The organism is Streptomyces sp. Y7, from assembly GCF_043195415.1.
GTDB lineage: Bacteria > Actinomycetota > Actinomycetes > Streptomycetales > Streptomycetaceae > Streptomyces.
Genome location: NZ_JBIDDQ010000009.1, coordinates 296,423 through 317,075, shown reverse-complemented (window position 1 = coordinate 317,075; position 20,653 = coordinate 296,423). Strand labels below are relative to the sequence as shown.

General features: G+C 70.7%; 19 protein-coding genes. 13 read left to right on the top strand and 6 right to left on the bottom strand.

Annotated elements, in window-relative coordinates; genetic code table 11:
* Nucleotides 1-4: 4 nt before the first annotated feature.
* The 9 genes from ACGFW6_RS24420 (at nt 5) to ACGFW6_RS24380 (ending at nt 11,028) form a co-directional block, all read left to right on the top strand.
* Nucleotides 5-673 carry a potassium-transporting ATPase subunit C gene (locus tag ACGFW6_RS24420; protein WP_393513549.1) on the top strand — a complete coding sequence of 223 codons (669 nt, stop codon included), beginning with the start codon at nt 5-7 and terminating at the stop codon, nt 671-673.
* A gap of 109 nt (nt 674-782) precedes the next feature.
* Complete coding sequence (locus tag ACGFW6_RS24415) at nt 783-1,466, top strand: response regulator (RefSeq protein WP_393513546.1); 684 nt, start codon at nt 783-785, stop codon at nt 1,464-1,466.
* Between the two features lie 2 nt (nt 1,467-1,468).
* Nucleotides 1,469-4,024 (top strand): ATP-binding protein, encoded by a 2,556-nt coding sequence (locus tag ACGFW6_RS24410; protein WP_393513543.1) that lies wholly within the window; start codon nt 1,469-1,471, stop codon nt 4,022-4,024.
* Nucleotides 4,025-4,601: 577 nt separating this feature from the next.
* Nucleotides 4,602-5,030, top strand: a complete 429-nt coding sequence (locus tag ACGFW6_RS24405; RefSeq protein ID WP_393513540.1) for an SAV_915 family protein — start codon at nt 4,602-4,604, stop codon at nt 5,028-5,030.
* Between the two features lie 14 nt (nt 5,031-5,044).
* Nucleotides 5,045-6,379, top strand: coding sequence for a diaminopimelate decarboxylase (gene lysA / locus ACGFW6_RS24400; protein ID WP_393513537.1), 1,335 nt, complete (start codon nt 5,045-5,047; stop codon nt 6,377-6,379).
* Between the two features lie 426 nt (nt 6,380-6,805).
* On the top strand, nt 6,806-8,101 hold the full coding sequence (locus ACGFW6_RS24395) for an extracellular solute-binding protein (RefSeq protein ID WP_393513534.1): 1,296 nt from the start codon (nt 6,806-6,808) through the stop codon (nt 8,099-8,101).
* A gap of 6 nt (nt 8,102-8,107) precedes the next feature.
* On the top strand, nt 8,108-9,106 hold the full coding sequence (locus tag ACGFW6_RS24390) for a carbohydrate ABC transporter permease (protein ID WP_393513531.1): 999 nt from the start codon (nt 8,108-8,110) through the stop codon (nt 9,104-9,106).
* Nucleotides 9,103-9,933 carry a carbohydrate ABC transporter permease gene (locus ACGFW6_RS24385; RefSeq protein WP_393513528.1) on the top strand — a complete coding sequence of 277 codons (831 nt, stop codon included), beginning with the start codon at nt 9,103-9,105 and terminating at the stop codon, nt 9,931-9,933. The genes ACGFW6_RS24390 and ACGFW6_RS24385 overlap by 4 nt, the downstream gene beginning before the upstream one ends.
* A 57-nt stretch (nt 9,934-9,990) precedes the next feature.
* Entirely contained in the window at nt 9,991-11,028 is a 1,038-nt protein-coding gene (locus ACGFW6_RS24380; RefSeq protein WP_393513525.1) for an endo-1,4-beta-xylanase, read from the top strand.
* A gap of 199 nt (nt 11,029-11,227) precedes the next feature.
* Here ACGFW6_RS24380 and ACGFW6_RS24375 read toward each other — a convergent pair whose 3' ends face one another.
* Nucleotides 11,228-11,434, bottom strand: a complete 207-nt coding sequence (locus ACGFW6_RS24375; RefSeq protein ID WP_030053671.1) for a DUF5999 family protein — start codon at nt 11,432-11,434, stop codon at nt 11,228-11,230.
* A 443-nt stretch (nt 11,435-11,877) separates the two neighbouring features.
* Entirely contained in the window at nt 11,878-12,480 is a 603-nt protein-coding gene (locus tag ACGFW6_RS24370) for a hypothetical protein (RefSeq protein WP_393513522.1), read from the bottom strand.
* Between the two features lie 555 nt (nt 12,481-13,035).
* Here ACGFW6_RS24370 and ACGFW6_RS24365 point away from each other — a divergent pair.
* Nucleotides 13,036-14,553, top strand: a complete 1,518-nt coding sequence (locus tag ACGFW6_RS24365) for a glutamate-cysteine ligase family protein (protein ID WP_393513520.1) — start codon at nt 13,036-13,038, stop codon at nt 14,551-14,553.
* 29 nt (nt 14,554-14,582) lie between these two features.
* Here the strand turns inward: ACGFW6_RS24365 and ACGFW6_RS24360 are convergent, their stop codons facing one another.
* Nucleotides 14,583-16,355 carry a substrate-binding and VWA domain-containing protein gene (locus ACGFW6_RS24360; RefSeq protein ID WP_393513517.1) on the bottom strand — a complete coding sequence of 591 codons (1,773 nt, stop codon included), beginning with the start codon at nt 16,353-16,355 and terminating at the stop codon, nt 14,583-14,585.
* Between the two features lie 193 nt (nt 16,356-16,548).
* Here ACGFW6_RS24360 and ACGFW6_RS24355 point away from each other — a divergent pair, with 193 nt between their 5' ends.
* Nucleotides 16,549-17,349, top strand: coding sequence for a CPBP family intramembrane glutamic endopeptidase (locus ACGFW6_RS24355; RefSeq protein ID WP_393513649.1), 801 nt, complete (start codon nt 16,549-16,551; stop codon nt 17,347-17,349).
* Between the two features lie 76 nt (nt 17,350-17,425).
* Here ACGFW6_RS24355 and ACGFW6_RS24350 read toward each other — a convergent pair whose 3' ends face one another.
* The gene (locus ACGFW6_RS24350) at nt 17,426-18,235 is read right to left on the bottom strand and encodes a PhzF family phenazine biosynthesis protein (protein ID WP_393513514.1); all 810 of its coding nucleotides are present in this window, start codon (nt 18,233-18,235) and stop codon (nt 17,426-17,428) included.
* 140 nt (nt 18,236-18,375) lie between these two features.
* Between ACGFW6_RS24350 and ACGFW6_RS24345 the strand changes: the two genes are divergently transcribed.
* Nucleotides 18,376-18,993: a PadR family transcriptional regulator gene (locus tag ACGFW6_RS24345; protein ID WP_393513511.1), complete on the top strand. Its 618-nt coding sequence runs from the start codon at nt 18,376-18,378 to the stop codon at nt 18,991-18,993.
* Nucleotides 18,994-19,079: 86 nt separating this feature from the next.
* Here ACGFW6_RS24345 and ACGFW6_RS24340 read toward each other — a convergent pair whose 3' ends face one another.
* A complete protein-coding gene (locus ACGFW6_RS24340) occupies nt 19,080-19,511 on the bottom strand; it encodes an SRPBCC family protein (RefSeq protein WP_393513508.1) in 432 nt (143 codons plus the stop codon).
* Between the two features lie 128 nt (nt 19,512-19,639).
* Entirely contained in the window at nt 19,640-19,807 is a 168-nt protein-coding gene (locus ACGFW6_RS24335; RefSeq protein WP_393513505.1) for a hypothetical protein, read from the bottom strand.
* 216 nt (nt 19,808-20,023) lie between these two features.
* Here ACGFW6_RS24335 and ACGFW6_RS24330 point away from each other — a divergent pair, with 216 nt between their 5' ends.
* Complete coding sequence (locus tag ACGFW6_RS24330; protein ID WP_393513502.1) at nt 20,024-20,584, top strand: Clp protease N-terminal domain-containing protein; 561 nt, start codon at nt 20,024-20,026, stop codon at nt 20,582-20,584.
* The last annotated feature ends 69 nt before the right edge of the window (nt 20,585-20,653 follow it).

Below are 20,653 nucleotides of genomic sequence, written 5' to 3'. Positions count from 1 at the left end.
CATCATGAACAACTCCGTATCGAACACGGCCCGGTTGCTCGGGGCGGGCCTGCGCGCCCTCCTCGTGCTGACCCTGGTGACCGGTGTCATCTATCCGCTGGTGGTCACCGGCATCGCGCAGGGTCTGTTCCACCACAAGGCGAACGGCTCCGAGATCGAGTCGGACGGCAGGGTCGTCGGGTCGTCCCTGATCGGGCAGACCTACAACCTGCCGCTGAAGAAGGGCGAGGAGACGCCGGCCCCCGACCTGAAGTGGTTCCAGGGCCGCCCGCAGAACGGCCTCGGCACCAACAGCGTCAACACCCGGTACCAGCTCATCCTGTCCGGCGCGACCAACCGGTCCGGCGACAACGAAGAGCTCATCCAGTGGGTGAAGGACGCCAAGGCCGCCGTCGTCAAGGACAACTCGACGCCGGACTACAAGGTCGAGCCGTCCCAGGTGCCCGCCGACGCGGTGACGTCCTCCGGCTCCGGCCTGGACCCGGCCATCTCCCCGCAGTACGCGGACCTCCAGGTCCACCGGGTCGCCGAGAAGAACGGCCTGCCCGTCGACCGGGTGCGGAAGCTGGTCGATGAGCACACCGACGGCCGCACCCTCGGCTTCATGGGCGAGCCGCGGGTCAACGTCCTGGAGCTGAACATCGCGCTCAAGGACCTCGTGGCCAAGAGCTGATGGCGTTACGCGACCCGCGCGGGAGTCGGCGGCCGGGAACGTCCGGGTCCGCCGACTCCCGCCGCCGTGAGGCCCGTTGCCGACGTGCAGGACAGGAAGGCGTACACCCATGACCAGGGTGCTGGTGGTGGAGGACGACCCGCAGCTGGTGCGGGCCCTCGTGATCAACATGCAGGCGCGCAGGTACGGCGTGGACGCGGCACCCGACGGTGCCACGGCGCTCAGACTCGCGGCCGCACGCCGGCCCGACATCGTCATGCTCGACCTGGGCCTGCCCGACATGGACGGCGTCGACGTCATCAGGGCCCTGCGCGGCTGGACGCGGGTTCCGATCCTGGTGCTGTCGGCTCGGCAGGCGTCGGACGAGAAGGTTGTCGCGCTCGACGCCGGAGCCGACGACTACGTCACCAAGCCGTTCAGCATGAACGAGCTGATGGCCCGGCTGCGGGCTGCCGTCCGCCGTACCGAGGACACGCCGCTCGCCCCCGAGACGACGCTCGTGGAGACGGACGAGTTCGTCATCGACCTGCGGGCGAAGAAGGTCGCCCGCGGCGAGCGCGAGGTACGGCTCACCCCGACGGAATGGCACCTGCTGGAGATCCTGGTCACCCACCCGGGCCGGCTCGTCACCCAGAAGTACCTGCTCCAGGAGGTCTGGGGGGTCTCCCGCAGCGGCAAGACCAACTACCTGCGGGTCTACATGGCGCAGTTGCGTCGAAAGCTGGAAGCGGACCCCGCACATCCCCGCTATCTCGTCACCGAACCCGGCATGGGTTACCGCTTCGAAGGGTGAACATGGCACGCGGCAGGCTTCGGATCTACCTCGGTGCGGCACCGGGCGTCGGCAAGACGTACGCGATGCTCTCCGAGGCGCACCGGCGGGTCGAACGCGGCACCGACTGCGTGGTCGCGTTCGTGGAGCACCACGACCGACCGCGCACCGAGGTGATGCTGCACGGCCTGGAGCAGATCCGGCGCAAGGATCTGGAGTACCGGGACACCTCCTTCACGGAGATGGACATCGACGCCGTCCTGGCCCGCGCACCCAGGGTGGCGCTGGTCGACGAGCTGGCCCACACCAACATCCCCGGCTCCCGCAACGCCAAGCGGTGGCAGGACGTGGAGGAGCTCCTCGCGGCCGGCGTCGACGTCATATCGACCGTCAACATCCAGCACCTGGAGTCCCTCGGGGACGTCGTGGAGTCGATCACCGGTGTACGGCAGCAGGAGACCGTGCCGGACGAGGTGGTGCGCCGGGCCGACCAGATCGAGCTGGTCGACATGTCGCCCCAGGCGCTGCGGCGCCGCATGGCGCACGGCAACATCTACCAGCCGGACAAGGTCGACGCGGCCCTGTCGAACTACTTCCGCCCCGGCAACCTCACCGCCCTGCGGGAGCTGGCACTGCTGTGGGTGGCCGACCGGGTCGACGAGTACCTCAACGCGTACCGGAGCGAGCACGAGGTCTCGACGATCTGGGGGTCGCGGGAGCGGATCGTCGTCGGACTGACCGGCGGACCGGAGGGCAGGACGCTGATCCGCCGGGCCGCGCGGCTGGCGGAGAAGGGCGCCGGCGGCGAGGTGCTCGCCGTCTACATCGCCCGCACCGACGGGCTGACCTCGTCCTCGCCCAAGGAACTGGCCGTGCAGCGCGGGCTGGTCGAGGACCTCGGCGGCACCTTCCACCATGTCGTCGGCGACGACATCCCGGCGGCGCTGCTGGCCTTCGCACGCGGCGTGAACGCCACCCAGATCGTGCTAGGCGTCTCCCGCCGCCAGAGCTGGCAGTACGTCCTCGGACCCGGCGTCGGCGCCACGGTCGCCCGGGAATCCGGCCCCGACCTCGACGTCCACCTGATCACGCATGACGAGGCGGGCAAGGGCCGCGGCGGGCTGCCCGTCGCCCGCAGCGCGCGGCTGGGCCGGGCACGGATCATCTGGGGCCGGCTGGTCGGTGTGCTCGGCCCCGTCGTCCTCACCGTGCTGCTGACTCACGTCGCACCTGAAGTCGGCCTCGCCAACGACATGTTGCTGTATCTGTCGCTGACCGTGGCAGCGGCCCTCCTCGGCGGCCTGCTGCCCGCGCTGGCGTCCGCCGTGGTGGGCTCCCTGCTGCTGAACTGGTTCTTCACCCCGCCCGTCCACACGCTGACCATCGCCGACCCGAAGAACATCGTCGCCATCGCGATCTTCATCGGGGTCGCGGTGTCGGTGGCCTCCGTCGTCGACCTCGCGGCCCGCCGGACCCACCAGGCGGCCCGGCTGCGCGCCGAGTCGGAGATCCTGTCCTTCCTCGCCGGGAACGTGCTGCGCGGCGAGACCAGCCTGGAGGCGCTGCTCGAACGCGTCCGTGAGACCTTCGGCATGGAGTCCGTCGCGCTCCTGGAACGGGAGAGCGACGTCGACCCGTGGACCTGCGCCGGCAGCGTCGGTCCACGGCCCTGCCGGAACCCCGACGACGCGGACGTCGACGTGCCCGTGGGCGACCACATGGCCCTCGCGCTGACCGGCCGGGTGCTGCCCGCCGAGGACCGCCGGGTCCTCGCCGCCTTCGCCGCGCAGGCCGCGGTCGTCCTGGACCGTCAGCGCCTCAGGCACGAGGCCGACCAGGCCAAGGAACTGGCCGAGGGCAACCGCATCCGCACGGCCCTGCTCGCCGCCGTCAGCCACGATCTGCGCACGCCCCTCGCGGGCATCAAGGCGTCGGTCTCCTCGCTGCGCTCCGACGACGTGGCGTGGTCCGAGGAGGACCAGGCGGAACTGCTGGAAGCGATCGAGGAGGGCGCCGACCGGCTCGACCACCTGGTCGGGAACCTGCTCGACATGTCCCGCCTCCAGACCGGCACGGTCACGCCGCTGATCCGGGAGATCGACCTCGACGAGGTGGTGCCGATGGCACTGGGCGGAGTACCCGAGGGCAGCGCGGAGCTGGACATCCCGGAGACCCTGCCGATGGTCGCCGTGGACAAGGGCCTGCTGGAGCGCGTCGTCGCCAACGTCGTGGAGAACGCCGTCAAGTACAGCCCGCGGGACGAGCCCGTGCTCGTGTCCGCGAGTGCCATCGCGGACCGGGTCGAGGTCCGGGTGGTCGACCGCGGGCCGGGCGTCCCGGACGAGGCCAAGGAACGCATCTTCGCCCCCTTCCAGCGCTACGGCGACGCCCCGCGCGGCGCCGGCGTCGGGCTCGGCCTCGCCGTCGCCCGCGGCTTCGCCGAGGCCATGGGCGGCACCATCAGCGCGGAGGACACGCCCGGAGGCGGTCTCACGATGGTGCTGAGTCTGCGAATGGCGGCCGGGGGAGTGGACGACGACGGTTGCCTCATGCAGCAGGCGGCACCTGGGTCACCGTAACCGTGCACGTCACGCCCCTTCCGGCGGTCCCCGGATCGTGCCGTAGCCGTGCACGTCACGCCCTTTCCGGCGGCACCCGGGCCGCTGTAGCCGTGTCCGTCACGACCTTCCGGTGGCACATGGGCCGCTATAGCCGTGCACGTCACGCCCCTTCCGGCGGCACCGCCTCACGTGTCAGGTCCCGTGCGTCCAGCCGCAGGCGCCAGGCGTTGCGGCGGTGCGTGGCCGTCAGCTCCGACGAGGGGCACTTCCATGAGACCGCTGCCGCTGCCCTCCAGCCGGCTCGGGCGGCACTTCTTGGCGCACCTCTGACGGGGGTCCCCACGGCCCGCCGGGCCAGGTGTCAGCATCGCGTCAGCGTCGGGCGGAAACCCGTCAGCATCGCGTCATGAGGCGTCCCGGCCCCCGGGTCACCGGGCATAGCGTCAGAGCAAGCCCCGGCCCGCCTCCCCGCGTCCGGGGCGTCAAACACTCGCAGAACCACGTCGATCCACGACGATCTGCGTCGATCCACCTCGATCCACCTGTATCCACCTCGATCCACCTTGATCCACCTCGGATCCCCCGGAGGTACCCCATGGCAGACCACCTGTCCGACGAAGACCCGGAGCCCTCTGAACGGTTCCCGGCCGGCCCCCTGTTCGTTCCGGTCCGGCCGGGACACGCCGCCTGCGCGGCCCGCCTCTTCCGTACGCCCCTCGGGGCCCGCACAGCCGTGGGGTTCACCTCGCAGCGGCAGCTCGCCGCCACCCTCGGCCCCGACCAGCCGTGGATCCGGCTCGCCGAACCCGCCCTGCGCGCCCTGACCGCGCCGCTCGGCGTCACCACCGTCACGGTCGACCCGCAGTTCTGCGCCCCGGCCCCGACCGCGTCGGCCACTCGGGAACACGCCCCGCACTCCGGCCCCCGGTTCCGTGAGGGCGCCTGGGATCCGCAGGCCGTCGGAGCGCTGCGCGTGACCGGTGCCGCCGCGCTCATCTCCGCGTTGACCATGTGGATCGGCTGAGGGGGACCCGCACGATGACCACCGTTCACGAACCCGCGGTGACCGCCGCGGCCGACGCGCTCTCCGTGTGGCCGGCCTCGGCCGTCGAGCCCCTCGAGGGCGAACTCACCGTCGGCGGCGTGCCGCTCGCCGAGGTCGCCGACCGTTTCGGCACCCCCGTCTACGTCATCGACGAGGACGAGGTCCGCGAGCGCTGCCGCACCTACCGGCACGCCTTCCCCGACGCCGAAGTCCTCTACGCGGCCAAGGCGTTCCTGTGCCGGGCCATGGTCCACTGGATGGCCGAGGAGGGCCTGGGCCTGGACGTCTGCTCGGCCGGTGAGCTGGAGCTCGCGGTCACCACCGGCTTCCCGCCGGAGCGGATCGTGCTGCACGGCAACGCCAAGTCCCCGCGCGACCTGGACACCGCGCTGCGCCTCGGGGTCGGCCGGATCGTCATCGACAGCCCCTCCGAGATCGCCCGTCTCGCGGCGGCCGTCGGACCCGACGGCCGCCAGAAGGTGATGGTCCGCGTGGTGCCGGGCATCAGCGCCGGCGGCCACGAGAAGATCCGCACCGGCACCGAGGACCAGAAGTTCGGCCTGTCGATCTCGGACGGCTACGCCCAGCACGCCATCGCGCGGATCCTGGACCAGCCGCAGCTCGAACTCACCGGTCTGCACTGCCACCTGGGCTCGCAGATCACCAGCGTCAAGCCGTACCTGGCCGCCGTACGCCGCATGGTCGGGCTCATGGCCCGGCTGAACGAGCAGCACGGCCTCGTCCTGCGCGAACTCGACCTGGGCGGCGGGCACGGCATCGCCTACCGTCCCGGCGAACCCGCGCTCGACCTCACCGCGCTCGCCCGCAAGGTACGCGCGGAGCTGACGGAGGCGTGCACGGCGGCAGGACTCACCGTGCCCCGCCTCATCATCGAGCCGGGCCGGGCCATCGCGGGCCCGGCGGGCATCGCGCTGTACCACGTCCTCGCCGTCAAGCGGACGGGCGCGCACACCTACGTCGCCGTGGACGGCGGGATGAGCGACAACCCGCGTCCCGCGCTGTACGGGGTGCGCTACGCGCCCCGCCTGGTGGGACGGCACAGCACCACCACCCCGGCCCCGGTGACCGTGGTGGGCCGGCACTGCGAGGCGGGCGACATCGTCGCCGCCGACGTCGAACTCCCCGACGACATCCGCCCCGGAGACCTGCTCGCCGTCCCGGCGGCGGGCGCGTACCACCTGTCCATGGCCTCCGGCTACAACCTGGTCGGCCGCCCACCGGTGGTCGCCGTGGAGGACGGCCACGCCCGGCTCCTGGTCCGACGCGAGTCCTTGGAGGACATCCGCAGCCGCGACGTCGGCCTGTAGACCCGGGCCGGTGCCGAAGACCCGGCGATCAGGCCCCACCCCCTGACGCACCTCCGGACGAGCGACGGCCCTCGTCCGGAGGTGTCGTGTTGTTGCCCGGCGGCCTCCGCGTTCTCTCGTCGTAGTCCAGCCCCGCCGCCCCCCCTTACGTAATGTTCGTCAGCGATGCCGAATGTTTCGACCAGTCGGAGGCGGAATGCGCGGACGGCTGTACGGCGACTCCGTCATCGACGGCTCAGGTTCCATGACCCCGCAAGAGCCGCCCGCGTCGCGACGGTTGGCGGCAGATTCACCGCGTACAAGGGGTTGCCACCGTTTGGGAGCTGTCTCTAGGGTGCGGCAGCAACGAACCTTTCTGGATCTCTTCCGAAACTTTCGATCCCCAGGGCGGTCAGTGAGGACCGTCCCGTACCCAAGGAGCGCATCATGGGCGACCCGGGACTGTCCCGCCGCGGCTTCATCGCGGCCTCCGCCGCGGCCGGTGTGGGCATGACGGCACTGAGCGGTTGCGGCGGCGACTCGGACGGAGGGTCGTCGGACGGCACGACCACCATCGAGTGGTGGAACATCTCCACCACCGAGCCGACCAAGAGCGTCTGGGCCGCACTCGCCAAGAAGTTCGAGGCCCAGAATCCCAAGGTCAAGGTGAAGATCGTCCAGCTGGAGAACGACGCCTACAAGTCGAAGATGACGGCGCTGACCGCCTCCGGGAAGCTGCCCGACATCTTCCACACCTGGGGCGGCGGCGTCCTGCAGCAGCAGGTCGACGCCGGTCTCGTCGAGGACCTCACCGACCGCACCAAGGACTTCGCCGAGGGTCTGCTGCCGGTCGCGAAGGAGCCGTATCTGCTGGACGGGAAGGCGTACGGCATCCCGTTCGACATCGGCATGATCGGCTTCTGGTACAACAAGGCGCTCTTCAAGGACGCGGGCGTCGCCGAACCCCCCACCACCTGGGGCGACTTCCTCGACGCCGTACGGAAGCTGAAGGCGAAGAACATCACCCCGCTCGCCCTCGCGGGCAAGGAGAAGTGGCCCGGCATGTACTACTGGGCCTACCTCTCGATGCGCACCGCGGGTGCCTCCGCCCTCCAGAAGGCCTACGAGGACAAGGACTTCACCGGCGACCCGTTCGTCCAGGCGGGACAGCACCTCCAGGAGCTCGTCGACCTCCAGCCGTTCCAGAAGGGCTTCCTCGGAGCCGCCTACTCCAGCCCCACCGGCCAGGCCGCGACCGTCGGCAACGGCAAGGCCGCGATGGAGCTCATGGGCCAGTGGGCCCCGGTCGTCCAGGCCGACGCGGGCAAGGGCCTCGGTGACGACCTCGGCTTCTTCCCGTTCCCCGCGGTCGACGGCGGCAAGGGCACGATCACCGAGGTGTTCGGCGGAGGCGGCGGACACGCGCTGCGCAGCGGGGCCCCGCAGGAGGCCGTCGACTTCCTGAAGTTCTTCGCCTCCGAGGCCACGGACGTGGAACTGGTCAAGAAGACCGGCGTCATCCCGGTGGTCCCGGCCGCCGAGAGCGCCCTCTCCGACCCCAACATCAAGGCCGTACAGGCACAGTTGAAGGCCGCCACCGGCTTCCAGCTCTATCTCGACCAGGCGTACGCGCCCGCTGTCGGCCAGGAGGTGAACGACAGCGTCGGCGCCCTGATAGCCGGGTCCAAGTCACCGCAGCAGGTCGCCGAGTCGATCACGAAGACCGCGAAGGAAGAGCAGTAACCGGCGATGACCTCCACGTTCCTGCCGGACAAGCGCACCGGCCCCGGCGTCGAGCCGCCGCCCCCGTCCCCCGGCGCGGCCCGGGGGCGGGCCCGGCGGCGCATGCTGCACTGGCTGACCGCGGTCGGCTTCCAGGTGCCCGCCCTGGTGCTGTTCCTCGTCCTGGTGCTGCTTCCGATGCTGTTCGCGCTGTACGCGGCGTTCTTCCGCTGGGGCGGCTTCGGCATGCCGTCCGACTACATCGGCGGCGACAACTTCACCCGTCTCCTCGAGGACCCCGTCTTCCTCGGGGACCTCTGGCGCTGTCTGCTCCTCGTCCTGCTGTCCCTCGCGATCCAGCTGCCGTTCGCGCTCGCCATGGCCGTCCTGCTCAACCAGAAGCTGCGCGGCCGGGCCTTCTACCGGATGGTCTTCTTCGGGCCGTACGTCCTGTCCGAGGCGATCACCGGCGTCCTGTTCGGCATGATCTTCGCCCCTGACGACGGCCTCGCCGACCAGATCCTCGGCGGCATCGGCCTCGACGGGCTCGGCGGCGAGTGGTTCGCCGATCCGTCGAACGTCATGGCCACCCTGTTCCTGGTCATGACCTGGAAGTACTTCGGCTTCCACATGATGCTGTACCTGGCCGGACTCCAGTCCATCCCGGCCGAGTTGACCGAGGCCGCGCTCATCGACGGTGCGAACGCCTGGCAGCGCTTCCGCAGCGTCACCCTGCCGCTGCTCGGGCCCACCCTCAGGATCAGTGTGTTCCTGTCCGTGATCGGGGCGATCCAGCTCTTCGACCTGGTCTGGGTGACCACCGCGGGCGGCCCCGACCATCACTCCGAGACGATGGCCGTGACCATGTTCCAGTACGGCTTCAAGCGCTACCAGGTCGGCTACGCCAGCGCGATCAGCGTGGTCATGTTCGGCATCAGCCTCGTCTTCGCCCTCGCCTACCAGCGGTTCGTGCTCCGCCGCGATCTCCAGGGAGCCACCACGACGATGCGGGGAGGCGCCAAGTGACGGCCAGGTCCGGCAGGAAGCACCTGCCGCTGCACGTGATCCTCGTCGTGGTCGGCGCCGTGATGATCGTGCCGCTGCTGTACGCCGTGCTGTCCGGCTTCAAGTCCACCGACGAGCTGTCCCGCAACCCGGTCGGACTGCCGGAGTCCTGGGTGGTCGGGAACTACACGGACATCCTCGGCTCCGGCGACTTCTGGCGGCTGATCGGCAACAGCACCCTCATCGCGGTCGGTACGACCGTCCTGGTCGTGGCCGTCTCCGCGCTGTCGGCGTTCTCGTTCGCCCGCTTCGCCTTCCGCGGGCGGGAGGGCCTGTTCACCCTGTTCACCATGGGGCTGATGTTCCCCTTCGCGGTGGCGGCCCTGCCCCTGTTCCTGCTGCTGCGCTCCCTGGGGCTGCTGGACAACCCGCTCGGCGTGATCCTTCCGCAGGCCGCCTTCGGGCTGCCGATGACCATCATCATCCTGCGCGGGTTCTTCCGGCAGATCCCGGGCGAGTTGGAGGAGGCGGCCACGCTCGACGGATGCAGCTCCTTCGGGTTCTTCTGGCGGGTGCTGCTGCCCATGGCGCGGCCCGCGCTGGGCACCGTGTCGGTCCTCGCCGTCGTCACCAGCTGGAACAACTTCTTCCTGCCGCTGCTGGTGTTCACCGACTCCACGTGGTGGACCATCCCGATCGGCGTCCAGCAGTTCCAGGGCCAGTACTCCGCCGACTACGCCCGTGTCTTCGCCTACCTGGTGCTGGCCATGGTCCCCGCGCTCGCCTTCTACTCGGTCGCCGAACGCCAGCTCGTCGGCGGCCTCACCGCCGGCGCGACCAAGGGATAGCACGCGCGCGATCGGACGTACGGCTCACCCACCATCCATCAAGTGAGGAGTCGCACCATGCGCAAGAACCGCCTCGGACTCGCCGGCGCCCTCGCGGCCGTCCTGGTCGCGGCAGCCGTCCCCGCCGCACAGGCCCAGGACAGACACCCGCCCACCCTCGCCGACCTCGCCGAGCGCCACGGCCGCTACTTCGGCAGCGCGACCGACAACCCGGAGCTCACCGACGAGCCCTACACGGCACTCCTCGGCAGCGAGTTCGACCAGATCACCCCCGGCAACGGCATGAAGTGGTACGCCACCGAACCCCGGCAGGGCGTCTTCGACTTCACCCAGGGCGACGAGATCGTGGACCTCGCCCGCGCCCACCACCAGAAGGTGCGCGGCCACACCCTCGTCTGGCACAGCCAGTTGCCCGACTGGCTCACCGGCCGAGAGTGGACGGCGCCCGAGCTGCGGGCCGTCCTGAAGAAGCACATCCAGACCGAGGTGCGGCACTACCGCGGCAAGATCTACGCCTGGGACGTCGTCAACGAGGCGTTCAACGAGGACGGCACGTACCGCGAGACGATCTTCTACAAGACGCTCGGTCCCGGTTACATCGCCGACGCCCTGCGCTGGGCCCACCAGGCCGACCCCGGGGCCCGGCTGTACCTCAACGACTACAACGTCGAAGCGGTCGGCCCCAAGAGCGACGCCTACCACCGGCTGGCCAAGGAACTGAAGGCCCAGGGCGTCCCGCTGCACGGCTTCGGCCTCCAGACCCATCTGGCGCTCCAGTACGGCTATCCGACCACGCTGGAGGACAACCTGCGCCGCTTCGCCCGCCTGGGCCTGGACACGGCGCTCACCGAGGTCGACGTACGCATGGAACTGCCCGCCACCGAGGAGAAGCTGGGCCGGCAGGCCGATTGGTACCGGGACATGACCGAGGCGTGCCTGGCGGTGCGCCGATGCGTGGGGATCACGGTCTGGGACTACACGGACAAGTACTCCTGGATCCCGGCGTTCTTCCCGGGCGAGGGCGCGGCCCTGCCCTGGGACGAGGAACTACGGCCGAAGCCCGCCTACTTCGCGCTGCGCCGGGCGCTGGGGTAGGCCGCCGCCGTCGGGTCCCGGGCGTCGGTACGAGGGTCGCCCGGGACGCACGGTGCACTACCGTGCGTGATCGCCCCCGGACGCACGTCGGGGCCGGCTCGCAGTCAGGGTCTGCGACCGGCCCCTGGGAGTACGCCGGGCGTCCGTCGTGCCGCCCGGTGGTGCGGGTCCTCACCGGCGTGCTCCGCCGGAGGGGGTGCTACGCGGCGGTCATCACCTTGCCGGTGCCCAGCGGACGGTGCGGGGCGATGATCTGGCCGTCGGGCAGGAGCTCACCGGTGTCCTCGAAGAGCAGAACGCCGTTGCACAGCAGGCTCCACCCCTGCTCCGGGTGGTGCGCCACGAGGCGGGCGGATTCCCGGTCGGCGGAGTCGGCTGAGGGGCACGGTGGCTGGTGCTGGCACATGGATGGGATCTTTCGCTCTGTTGTGCTCTGTGAGATGGCTGTTTTGTCTGTCTCGCGGCGTGAAGCTTCGTTCATGGCCGCTCCCCCGTTGTGATAAGTCGGTCGGAACCCAGTGTTGCCCCACGGGCGTCAATCCGCAGGGATTTCGCAGCACCGCTTTCTCACAGGTTGATGACGCTTCACCCGCGCGGATGGTTCATCCCAACTGCACTGTCACTTCGGGTGGTTCGCAGTGGTCGGATGGGGCTAGTCCGTGCGGGCGGGGAGGGCCCGACGGCTCATTCGAGCGCTTTATCGCTCGTACGAGTTATTCATGGCTCATACGTGCGTGACGCGTGATTCCTGTTGTCCGATACGAGCCTAATCCCACCTCAGGAAACGCGTGTACCCCGCCACCCGGAATGGGGCGACGGGGTACGCCGGTCCTCGCGCGGACGGTGCCGTCAGGCGGGCGAGCCGAGCAGCGGTGGCAGCGGCGGCAGCGGGGCCGGGGTCGCACGCAGGGTGAGCACCGGGAGCAGTTCGGCGACCCGGTGCGGCACATGAGCCGCGATGCCGGGCGGCGCCGGGGCCAGCGGCACGAGGATGTCCGCGGCGTCCGGATGGCCGGTGGAGCCGTCCGCCGTGCAGTCGCCGTGCAGCCACAGGGCGAGCATGTAGAGGCTCGGGATCGACAGCAGGCGCGGCTGGAGGGCCTGCGCGATGGTCTCCGCCTGGCGCAGGGCCCGTTCGGTCGAGGCGACGTAGGGCCCCTCGAAGAAGTGCGAGAAGGCCCAGCCGTCGGGGGTCAGCCGGGTCTCGGCCGCCGCCACCGCGCGCTCCCCGCACCGGATCAGGAAGCGCCAGCCGGCCAGCCGCGTCGCGGACACCCCGGCCGGGGTGATCTCGTCCAGGACATGGACGGGCAGCGGCAGTTCGGGGGTGGCGGGCCCCTGGGCGGCGCGCAGCGAGGGCGTTCGGGCCTCGCGGACGGCGGTGGGTGAGCCGAGTGCGGTGAGGACGGAGCGAAGTGCGGGCGCGGGAGCCGGGGGGACATGCAGGGGCATGGTGGGTCGCCTCTCATTCGACAGGCACGGTGGCGCGAGGGCGGGGCGGGGGCGGACGGCGCTGTCAGCTCACGAGGTCAGAGAGATGGGGGCCGGGGTCCGGGCCGAGGGGGAATGGGTGAGGTCTGCCGCACGTCACCTGGACGGCAGGACCGGGACCGCGGGCGCCAACACTCTGCCTTGATTGCGGAGTTTATACGACGAGTGTTCAGACGGTGTTTCGTCTAACCGCTTTCGGCGCACTCGGCAAGGAGTCAATCGGCCGCTGATATGCGGGAATCATCCCGATTCCCGGCCGGGGTCCGGGCGGTGACCTCGATAAATGCGACGGGCGCGGACGGCCAATTCTCGTCGGCGTTTTTCACGAGTTCGTGAGCCGTCCGAAACTGCACAGTGCATCATGCCCGCTGAATGTGCCACCGGTCACATCCGACAGAGTAGCGGGCGCGGGGTTCGCGTGGGACGTTATCGATCGCTTCGGCTGGGCACACTCTCACCTGACCCGGGAGACCGGCGGCCGAACGTCGGCCCGCCCATCCGAGGAGGGACGCTTCGATGGGGGAGAAGGTCGTGGCAGGTCGGTTCGATCTGTCCGATCGCCAGCGCTACCGCGAGAAGCTGCGGCAGTGCCTGACGGGCCTGGAGCGACTGCTGGCGGAGAAGCGGTTCGACCGCCCCAAGAACCTGATGGGGCTGGAGATCGAATTGAACCTCGCCGGCGCCGACGGCATGCCGAAAATGTTGAATGGGCAGGTACTGGAGCGGATCGCGAGCCGCGATTTCCAAACAGAACTCGCCATGTTCAATCTGGAAGTCAACATTGCCCCACACCGATTGCAGGGGCGGGTATTCGACCAGCTCGGCGAGGAACTCCGTACGTCACTGGCATATGCCGACCGAAAAGCGGGCGAGGTCGACGCCGGAATCGTGATGATCGGCATTCTGCCGACGCTGGACCGGGACGACCTGGTCTCCTCGAACCTCTCCGACGTGGACCGCTACGCCCTGCTCAACGATCAGATCGTGGCGGCCCGCGGCGAGGACTTCGTGCTCGACATCGACGGGGTCGAGCGTCTGACGTGCACGTCGAAGTCCATCGCCCCGGAGGCCGCCTGCACCTCCGTGCAGCTGCACCTGCAGGTCACGCCGGGACGCTTCGCCGACGTCTGGAACGCGGCCCAGGCGGTCGCCGCCGTACAGGTCGCCGTGGGCGCCAACTCGCCCTTCCTGTTCGGGCGTGAGCTGTGGCGCGAGTCCCGCCCGCCGCTGTTCCAGCAGTCCACCGACACCCGCCCGCCCGAACTCCAGGCCCAGGGTGTGCGACCGCGGACCTGGTTCGGGGAACGGTGGGTCGACTCCGCCTACGACCTCTTCGAGGAGAACCTGCGCTACTTCCCGGCCCTCCTGCCGATCTGCGACGACGAGGACCCGCTCGAGGTCCTCGACTCCGGCGGGATTCCCACGCTCGCCGAACTCGTCCTGCACAACGGCACCGTCTACCGCTGGAACCGGCCGGTCTACGGCATCGCCGACGGCGTCCCGCACCTGCGCGTGGAGAACCGTGTCCTGCCCGCCGGGCCGACCGTCACGGACGTCATCGCCAACGCGGCCTTCTACTACGGCGTCGTCCGCGCCCTCGCCGAGGAGTCGCGGCCGGTGTGGACCCGGATGCCCTTCGAGGCGGCGGCCGCCAACTTCGACGCGGCGTGCGAGCACGGCATCGACGCCCGGCTGACCTGGCCACGGCGGGGGCGGTACGGCGGGACCGCCGAGGTCGACGCGGTGAGCCTCGTACGCGACGAACTCCTGCCGCTGGCCGAGGCGGGCCTGGACGCGTGGGGCGTCGAGCCGGCCGACCGCGATCTCTACCTGGGTGTCATCGAGGAGCGCTGCCGCAGGCGCATGAACGGCGCGTCCTGGCAGGCGGCCACCTTCCACCGTGCCCTGGAGTCGGGCATGACCCGGGACGCCGCGCTGGCCGCCACGACCCGCCGCTACCGCGAACTGATGCACCGCGGGGACCCGGTGCACACGTGGCCGGTGGGCCTGCTGGAGCCGGTGCCGCTCGGGTGACGGCCGCACGGCACGGCGCGGCGTCCGAGTCAGCCGCGCCGGTCCGGCGACGCCGCGTCCACGATCGCCTTCAGGATCACCGTGTGGATCTGGGCCGGGTCCGTCACCTCGTGCCCCGAACCGCCGGTGGCCCGGGCGATGCGGTTCGCCTCCTCTCGGTCGGCGTCGGGGCCGACGGCGATCATGATGAGGGGCACATGGCGCTCGGGGTTGGCCAGCCGCTCCAGCCGTTCGACGAGCTCGGCGCGCGAGATGCTGTCCGGGTCCTCGTTCACCCCGTCCGTGAGGATGACCAGGGCGTTGAACTTGCCCTCGGCGTAGGAGTCCGTCGCGGCCCGGTACGCGGCGAGGGTGGTGTCGTACAGGCCGGTCCCGCCGTCGGGCACCGGCGCCAGGCCGCCGAACGCCGACGACAGCCGGTCCCGCTGGGTGCCGGCCTCCTCGCGGTCGCCGAGCCGCTCCGTCGGCACCCGGACGCGGTAGTCCTTGTCGCCGTCCAGCTCGGTGGAGAAGTCCCACAGCCCGACCTCGTCCTCCGCCGTGAAGGTGGCGAGCGCCTGGAGCAGCGACGCCTTGGTCACGTCCATCCGGGACCGCCCGGTGCCCGGAACCGTCTCGGCCATCGAGGCGGAGGCGTCCACGACCGTGGTGATCCGCGCGCTCTGCACGGTGATCGTCCACACCCCGAGGGTCTCCTGGAGCGCGACCGCCGAGGCCGGCCGGGCCGGGGGCTGCGTGTACGGCTGCGGGCTGCTGCCGCCGGCCCGGGTCACCAGCGCGTCCGACACCGCCTCGTCGGAGGTCCGGAAGCCGTGCCGCTCCAGCAGCCGCAACTGCCGTGCGTCCCGCAGATAGCTCATGAACCGGATCGCGGCCCGGCTCTCGTCGGTCGTCAGCCCGGTCTGGGTGAGCAGCGTGTACGGGTAGTCCAGCCGGGGCGAGCCGTCCTTCGGGTAGAAGAAGTCCAGGTCGTCCTCGCCGTCCGTCGCGGAGTTGTACAGGTGCGCCGTCTGCTCGCTGACGACCAGCGCCTGATTGCGCCGGGGATTGCCCTGCTCGGTGCCCGAGGCGTCACGCGGCAGCGTGTCCAGGACCTGACCGTCGCTGTCGGAGACGCGCTGCGAGAGCGCCTTCATCATCGCCGCGGTCTGCGTGTCCCCGCCCTCGACGCCGGCGGAGGCCGTGCTCAGTCGGGTGAGCGCGAGCAGCCCGGTCGCGCTGCGCGCGGGGTCGGCCGAGCCGAGCCGCAGCGTGTCGTCGCGCAGAGCGGCACCGGCCAGCTCCAGCCAGGCGTACGACTTCTTCGGCCACCCCAGGGACTTCGCGGCCGTCGGCACCATCGCCACACCCACCGGCGTGGAGGCGACATGGCCGACCGTGGAGACGTCGGCCGTGTCGCCGTCCGTGCTGAGCCGCTCCAGCCACACCTCCGAGTCCGGCACCCACACGTGCGCGCCGGGGTCCTCGCCCGCGAGGAGGGCGTCAGCCACCTTGTACGACTCGCGTGAGCTGACCGTGACGGCCACGCACCGCCCGTCGGAGGTGAGGTCCTCGTCCCGCGCCCGGGCCGCGGCGGTCTCCAGGGCGGGGGCCAGGTCGGGGGAGGCGGCCAGGGTCAGCCGCACCGGGTCGTCCTGGCAGGAGGAACCGAAGGAGAGCAGTCCGCCTCCGACGACGGCGGCCGTACCGCCGGCCGCGGCCAGGACGAGGACGGTGGCGATGGCCGTCGTGCGGTGTCGTGCGCGTCGACGGGGGTCGCTGCCGCCCGCCCCATACTGATCGGGCAAGCTGTGACGTCCCATGTCGGTCGTGCCCCTCCCTGTCGCCCTGCCGAACCACGTGCCGGAATCCGGCCGTATGGCAGGCAGTGGGCGGTACGCCCCGTACGGCGTCCGTCCCCCCGACGGCCTGTCGCGCACGGTCCTCGTAACTGTTTTCGAGACCCTAGCGGGGCGGCGATGAGGATGAGGCGGGAATACACAAGTGGAGGCAGGAGTGCAGGGCGAGGCAGGCCCCGTGGCCGATTCTTTTCCTCATGAGCGGCTCTCGCGACGGATCCTCCGTGACGAGACCTTGCTCGTTCTCGGGCTCTCGCTCGGTGCGAGCGGTGTGTCCGCCCTGATCAGCTTTATCGGCTCGGTCACCAAACCGGGCGGCCTCAAGGACCAGGCCGCCACCCTCAACGCCTCGGCCGCGCCAGGGCGCCCCTGGCTGGATCTCGCCTGGCAGCTCTTCGGGATCACCACCGCGCTGATCCCCGTGGCCCTGGTCGCCCACTTCCTCATGCGCGAGGGCCAGAGCCTGCGCACCCTCGGCTTCGACCGCACCCGGCCCTGGCCCGACCTCGGTCGCGGGGCGGCGATCGCGGCGGTGATCGGCAGCACCGGCATCGCCTTCTACCTGGCCGCCCGCGGACTCGGCTTCAACCTCACCGTCGTCCCCGAGGCGCTCCCCGACGTGTGGTGGAAGTACCCCGTACTGATCCTCTCGGCGCTGCAGAACGCGATCCTGGAGGAGGTCATCGTCGTCGGCTATCTGCTGCGCCGCCTGGGTCAGTTGGGGTGGACACCCGGGACCGCGCTGGTGGCCAGTTCCGTGCTGCGCGGCTCGTACCACCTCTACCAGGGCATCGGCGGCTTCCTCGGCAACATGGCGATGGGCGTGGTGTTCGTCTACCTGTACCGGCGATGGGGCCGGGTGGGTCCCCTGGTCGTGGCGCATTCCCTGCTCGACATAGGGGCGTTCGTCGGTTACGCGCTGCTGGCCGGGAAGGTGGACTGGCTGCCCACGGCGTGACCGGTGCCGAGGTGAAGTGCCAAGGGGGCGTACGAGACCGTCGTACGCCCCCTTCGGTGTGCCGGGCCGGCCGCCCCTAGGCGATCAGCTCTCCCTCGATCACGGTCACGGCCCGGCCGCTCAGCAGCGTGCGGTCGCCCCGGACCTCCGTGCGGACCCGCCCGGAGCGGCGGGAGGCCTGTAGACCGGTCAGCGTGGTGCGGCCGAGGCGCTCGGACCAGTAGGGGGCCAGAGCGGTGTGGGCGCTGCCGGTGACCGGGTCCTCGTCGATGCCGACGTTCGGGAAGAAGCACCGGGAGACGAAGTCGTAGCCGCGCGCCGGGTCCTCGGCGCGGGCGGTGGCGATGACGCCGCGCGACGAGTGGGCTCCGAGTGCCTTGTGGTCCGGGGCCAGGGCCAGGACCGTCTTCTCGTCGGCGAGTTCGAGGAGCAGGTCGCCGATGTTCGGGCCGGTGTCGAAGGTGGCGAGCGGCTCGGCGCCGAGTGCCTCGGTCACACCCTCCGGGACCTCGACCGGGGTGAGCGGGGCGGTCGGGAAGTCGAGCGTGATCGACCCGTCGGCGCCGGGCGTGGCGACGAGGACACCGCTGAGGGTGTCGAACCGCACGGGCCCTTCGTGGGCACCGGTGCTGTGCAGCACGTGGGCCGTGGCGAGCGTGGCGTGCCCGCACATCGTCACCTCGGTGACCGGTGTGAACCACCGCAACGCCCAGTCGGCGTCGCCCCCTTCGGGCAACGGGTGCGCGAACGCCGTCTCGGCGTGGTTGACCTCCATGGCCACGTTCCGGAGCCAGTCGTCCTCCGGGAACGCGTCGAGAAGGAGCACGCCGGCCGGGTTGCCGGCGAAGGGGCGGTCGGAGAAGGCGTCGACGATTCGAATCCGCATGACGCCGACCGTAGGGGGTGCGGGGACGCCACGGCCAAGGCCAATTCGGGAGTGCTGGACCGGTGACTCTTGCCATCCGAACGCTTCCGACATATCGTTGACGCATCGCGACAGATCAACGATGGAATGGAGTGATTGCGATGCGTTCCCATGGATTCGAGCGTGGGCATGGTGGACACGGTCATCACGGCCGAGGCGGCTTCGAGCAGCTGCGTGGCGCCTTCGGGCCCTTCGGTCCCGGCGGTGGCCCCGGTTTCGGCGGACCCGGATTCGGACCCGGCCCCTGGGGGCCGAGGGGTCGAGGAGGGCCTCGAGGGAGGGCACGGCGCGGCGACGTACGGGCATCGATCCTCGCCCTGCTGAAGGACCGCCCCATGCACGGCTACGAGATGATCCAGGAGATCGCCGAGCGCAGTGGCGGGGCGTGGAAGCCCAGCCCCGGCTCGGTGTACCCCACCCTCCAGCTGCTGGAGGACGAGGGCCTGATCGCCAGTGAGACCGAGGGCGGCAAGAAGCTGTTCTCCCTCACGGAGGCGGGCCGCGAGGCGGCCGAGGGCGGTCCCGAGGCGCCCTGGGAGGAAGCCTCCCGTGGCGTCGACTGGGAGGCCCTCGGCGAGATCCGCCAGGCCGGCTTCGGCCTGATGGAGGCCTTCGGGCAGGTCTGGAAGACGGGCAGCAAGGACCAGCGCGACAAGGCGCTGGCCGTCATCAACGACGCCCGCAAGAAGCTGTACCTGATCCTCGCCGACGAGGACTGAGAAGCACCGGCGGCCTCCCCGCCGTGAGTGAAGGCGCCCCGCGGAGCGATCCGCGGGGCGCCTTCGCGTCGTACGGCGAAGGTTTCTCAGGTCACCAGGCCCGCCAGCTTGCGCAGCGACTCGTTCAGCGCCGCCGTCGCCGAGTCCTTCAGCTTGCCCGCCATCAACGACACCGCCGCGCCCGTGAACTCGCCGTCGATGCGCACCGTCGTCGCGGTGTCGCCGTCGGGCGTCAGGGTGTAGCGCGTGGCCACGGTCACCGCCATCGGGCCCTTGCCGCGGATCGCGAGGACCCGCGCCGGCTCCAGTTCCTCGATGGTCCACTCGACCTCGGCCGGGAACCCCATCAGCTTCATGTTCTCCTGGAAGGTCCCGCCCACTTCGAGGGCCGCTGGACCGCCGTTCGGGAAGCTGGTGTGGGTGGCGTTCCACTGGCCGTACGCCGACCAGTCCGTCAGCTGTGCCCAGACCTTCTCGGCCGGCGCCTCGATGCGTGACTCCGCGCTGACTTCGGCCATGCGACCACCCCTTCGTATCGGGCTACGGTGTCGCGGAACGTAGCCGCGTGGGCCTCAACATTCAATACTGATGAACCGTCAGGAATTGTGGAGGCGCGGTCCCCGCTCCGGGCGCTCGCACCGCGGGCTCAGCCCACGAGCCGTATCACCGCCGCGTCGAACAGATCCCACGCCCGCGGTAACGCGCTCTCGTCGTGGCAGTGCCACGCCTCCCAGAACAGGTCGGCGAGCAGCGCGTCCTGCGGGGCGTACACCCGGTAGACGTACTGCCGGCCGTCGACGGCCGGCAGCGCCACCAGCCAGCACCTCTCCATGTCCCTGGGGGACGTGCGGTGCGGCGCCCCGGTTGCGTGCCGGGCGCACCGCAGGGCGGCGCGCGCCCCTGCGGCTCTTTCGGCGTGATCTCATCCGTAAGGAGGAGATTCCGGCCCGCCGGGTCCACTCTGTGTGGGACGCGAAAATGCTTCCCCCCGGCGATGACGCGGCTCGATGTGGCTGATGGGGTAAGGGATGTGCAACCCCGTATCCCCCGGCAGTCGGCCCAGGAACAGGACTGCCGGCGCCCGGACACCCCGGCGGACGGTGCCAGGCTCAGCGACGAACTGGCAGCGGTGGTCTCCGGTGCCCGTCGCCGGGCGCTCAGGGACGGGGACCGGCAGATCGACACGGCCCATCTGCTGCACTCGCTCCTGGAACACGACCCGGCCGTGTACGCCGTCTTCGGCGAGGGGCCCCAGATCGCCCGGCTCCTCGGCTATCTCGTGCAGCGCAGCATCGGCTACGGGCTGCGCTGGCAGGGCGCCGTCGAGGACTCCGGCGCCGTCCCCGTCGTGCTGCACGGCGAGGGGTTCTCCCCGCTCGCGGCGAGCGCGATGGAGCACGCCTGCGGGCGCGCCGCCCGGCGTGGCGACACCCAGGCCCGCGGCGTCGACCTGCTCGCGGAGATCGTCGTCGACCCCCAGGCCCGGGCCGTCGAGGTGCTCGGCCGCGCCGGCATCGACGCGGCCGGCGTCCGCGCCCGCATCGACGGACATCGCGACGAGTACGTCGGCGACGGCGAGACCAGCCGCTAGCGAACCCCGGTTCCCTGGTTTATCCGTTCCCCGTTCCCCGTTCCCCGTTCCCCGTTCCCCGTGCCCCGC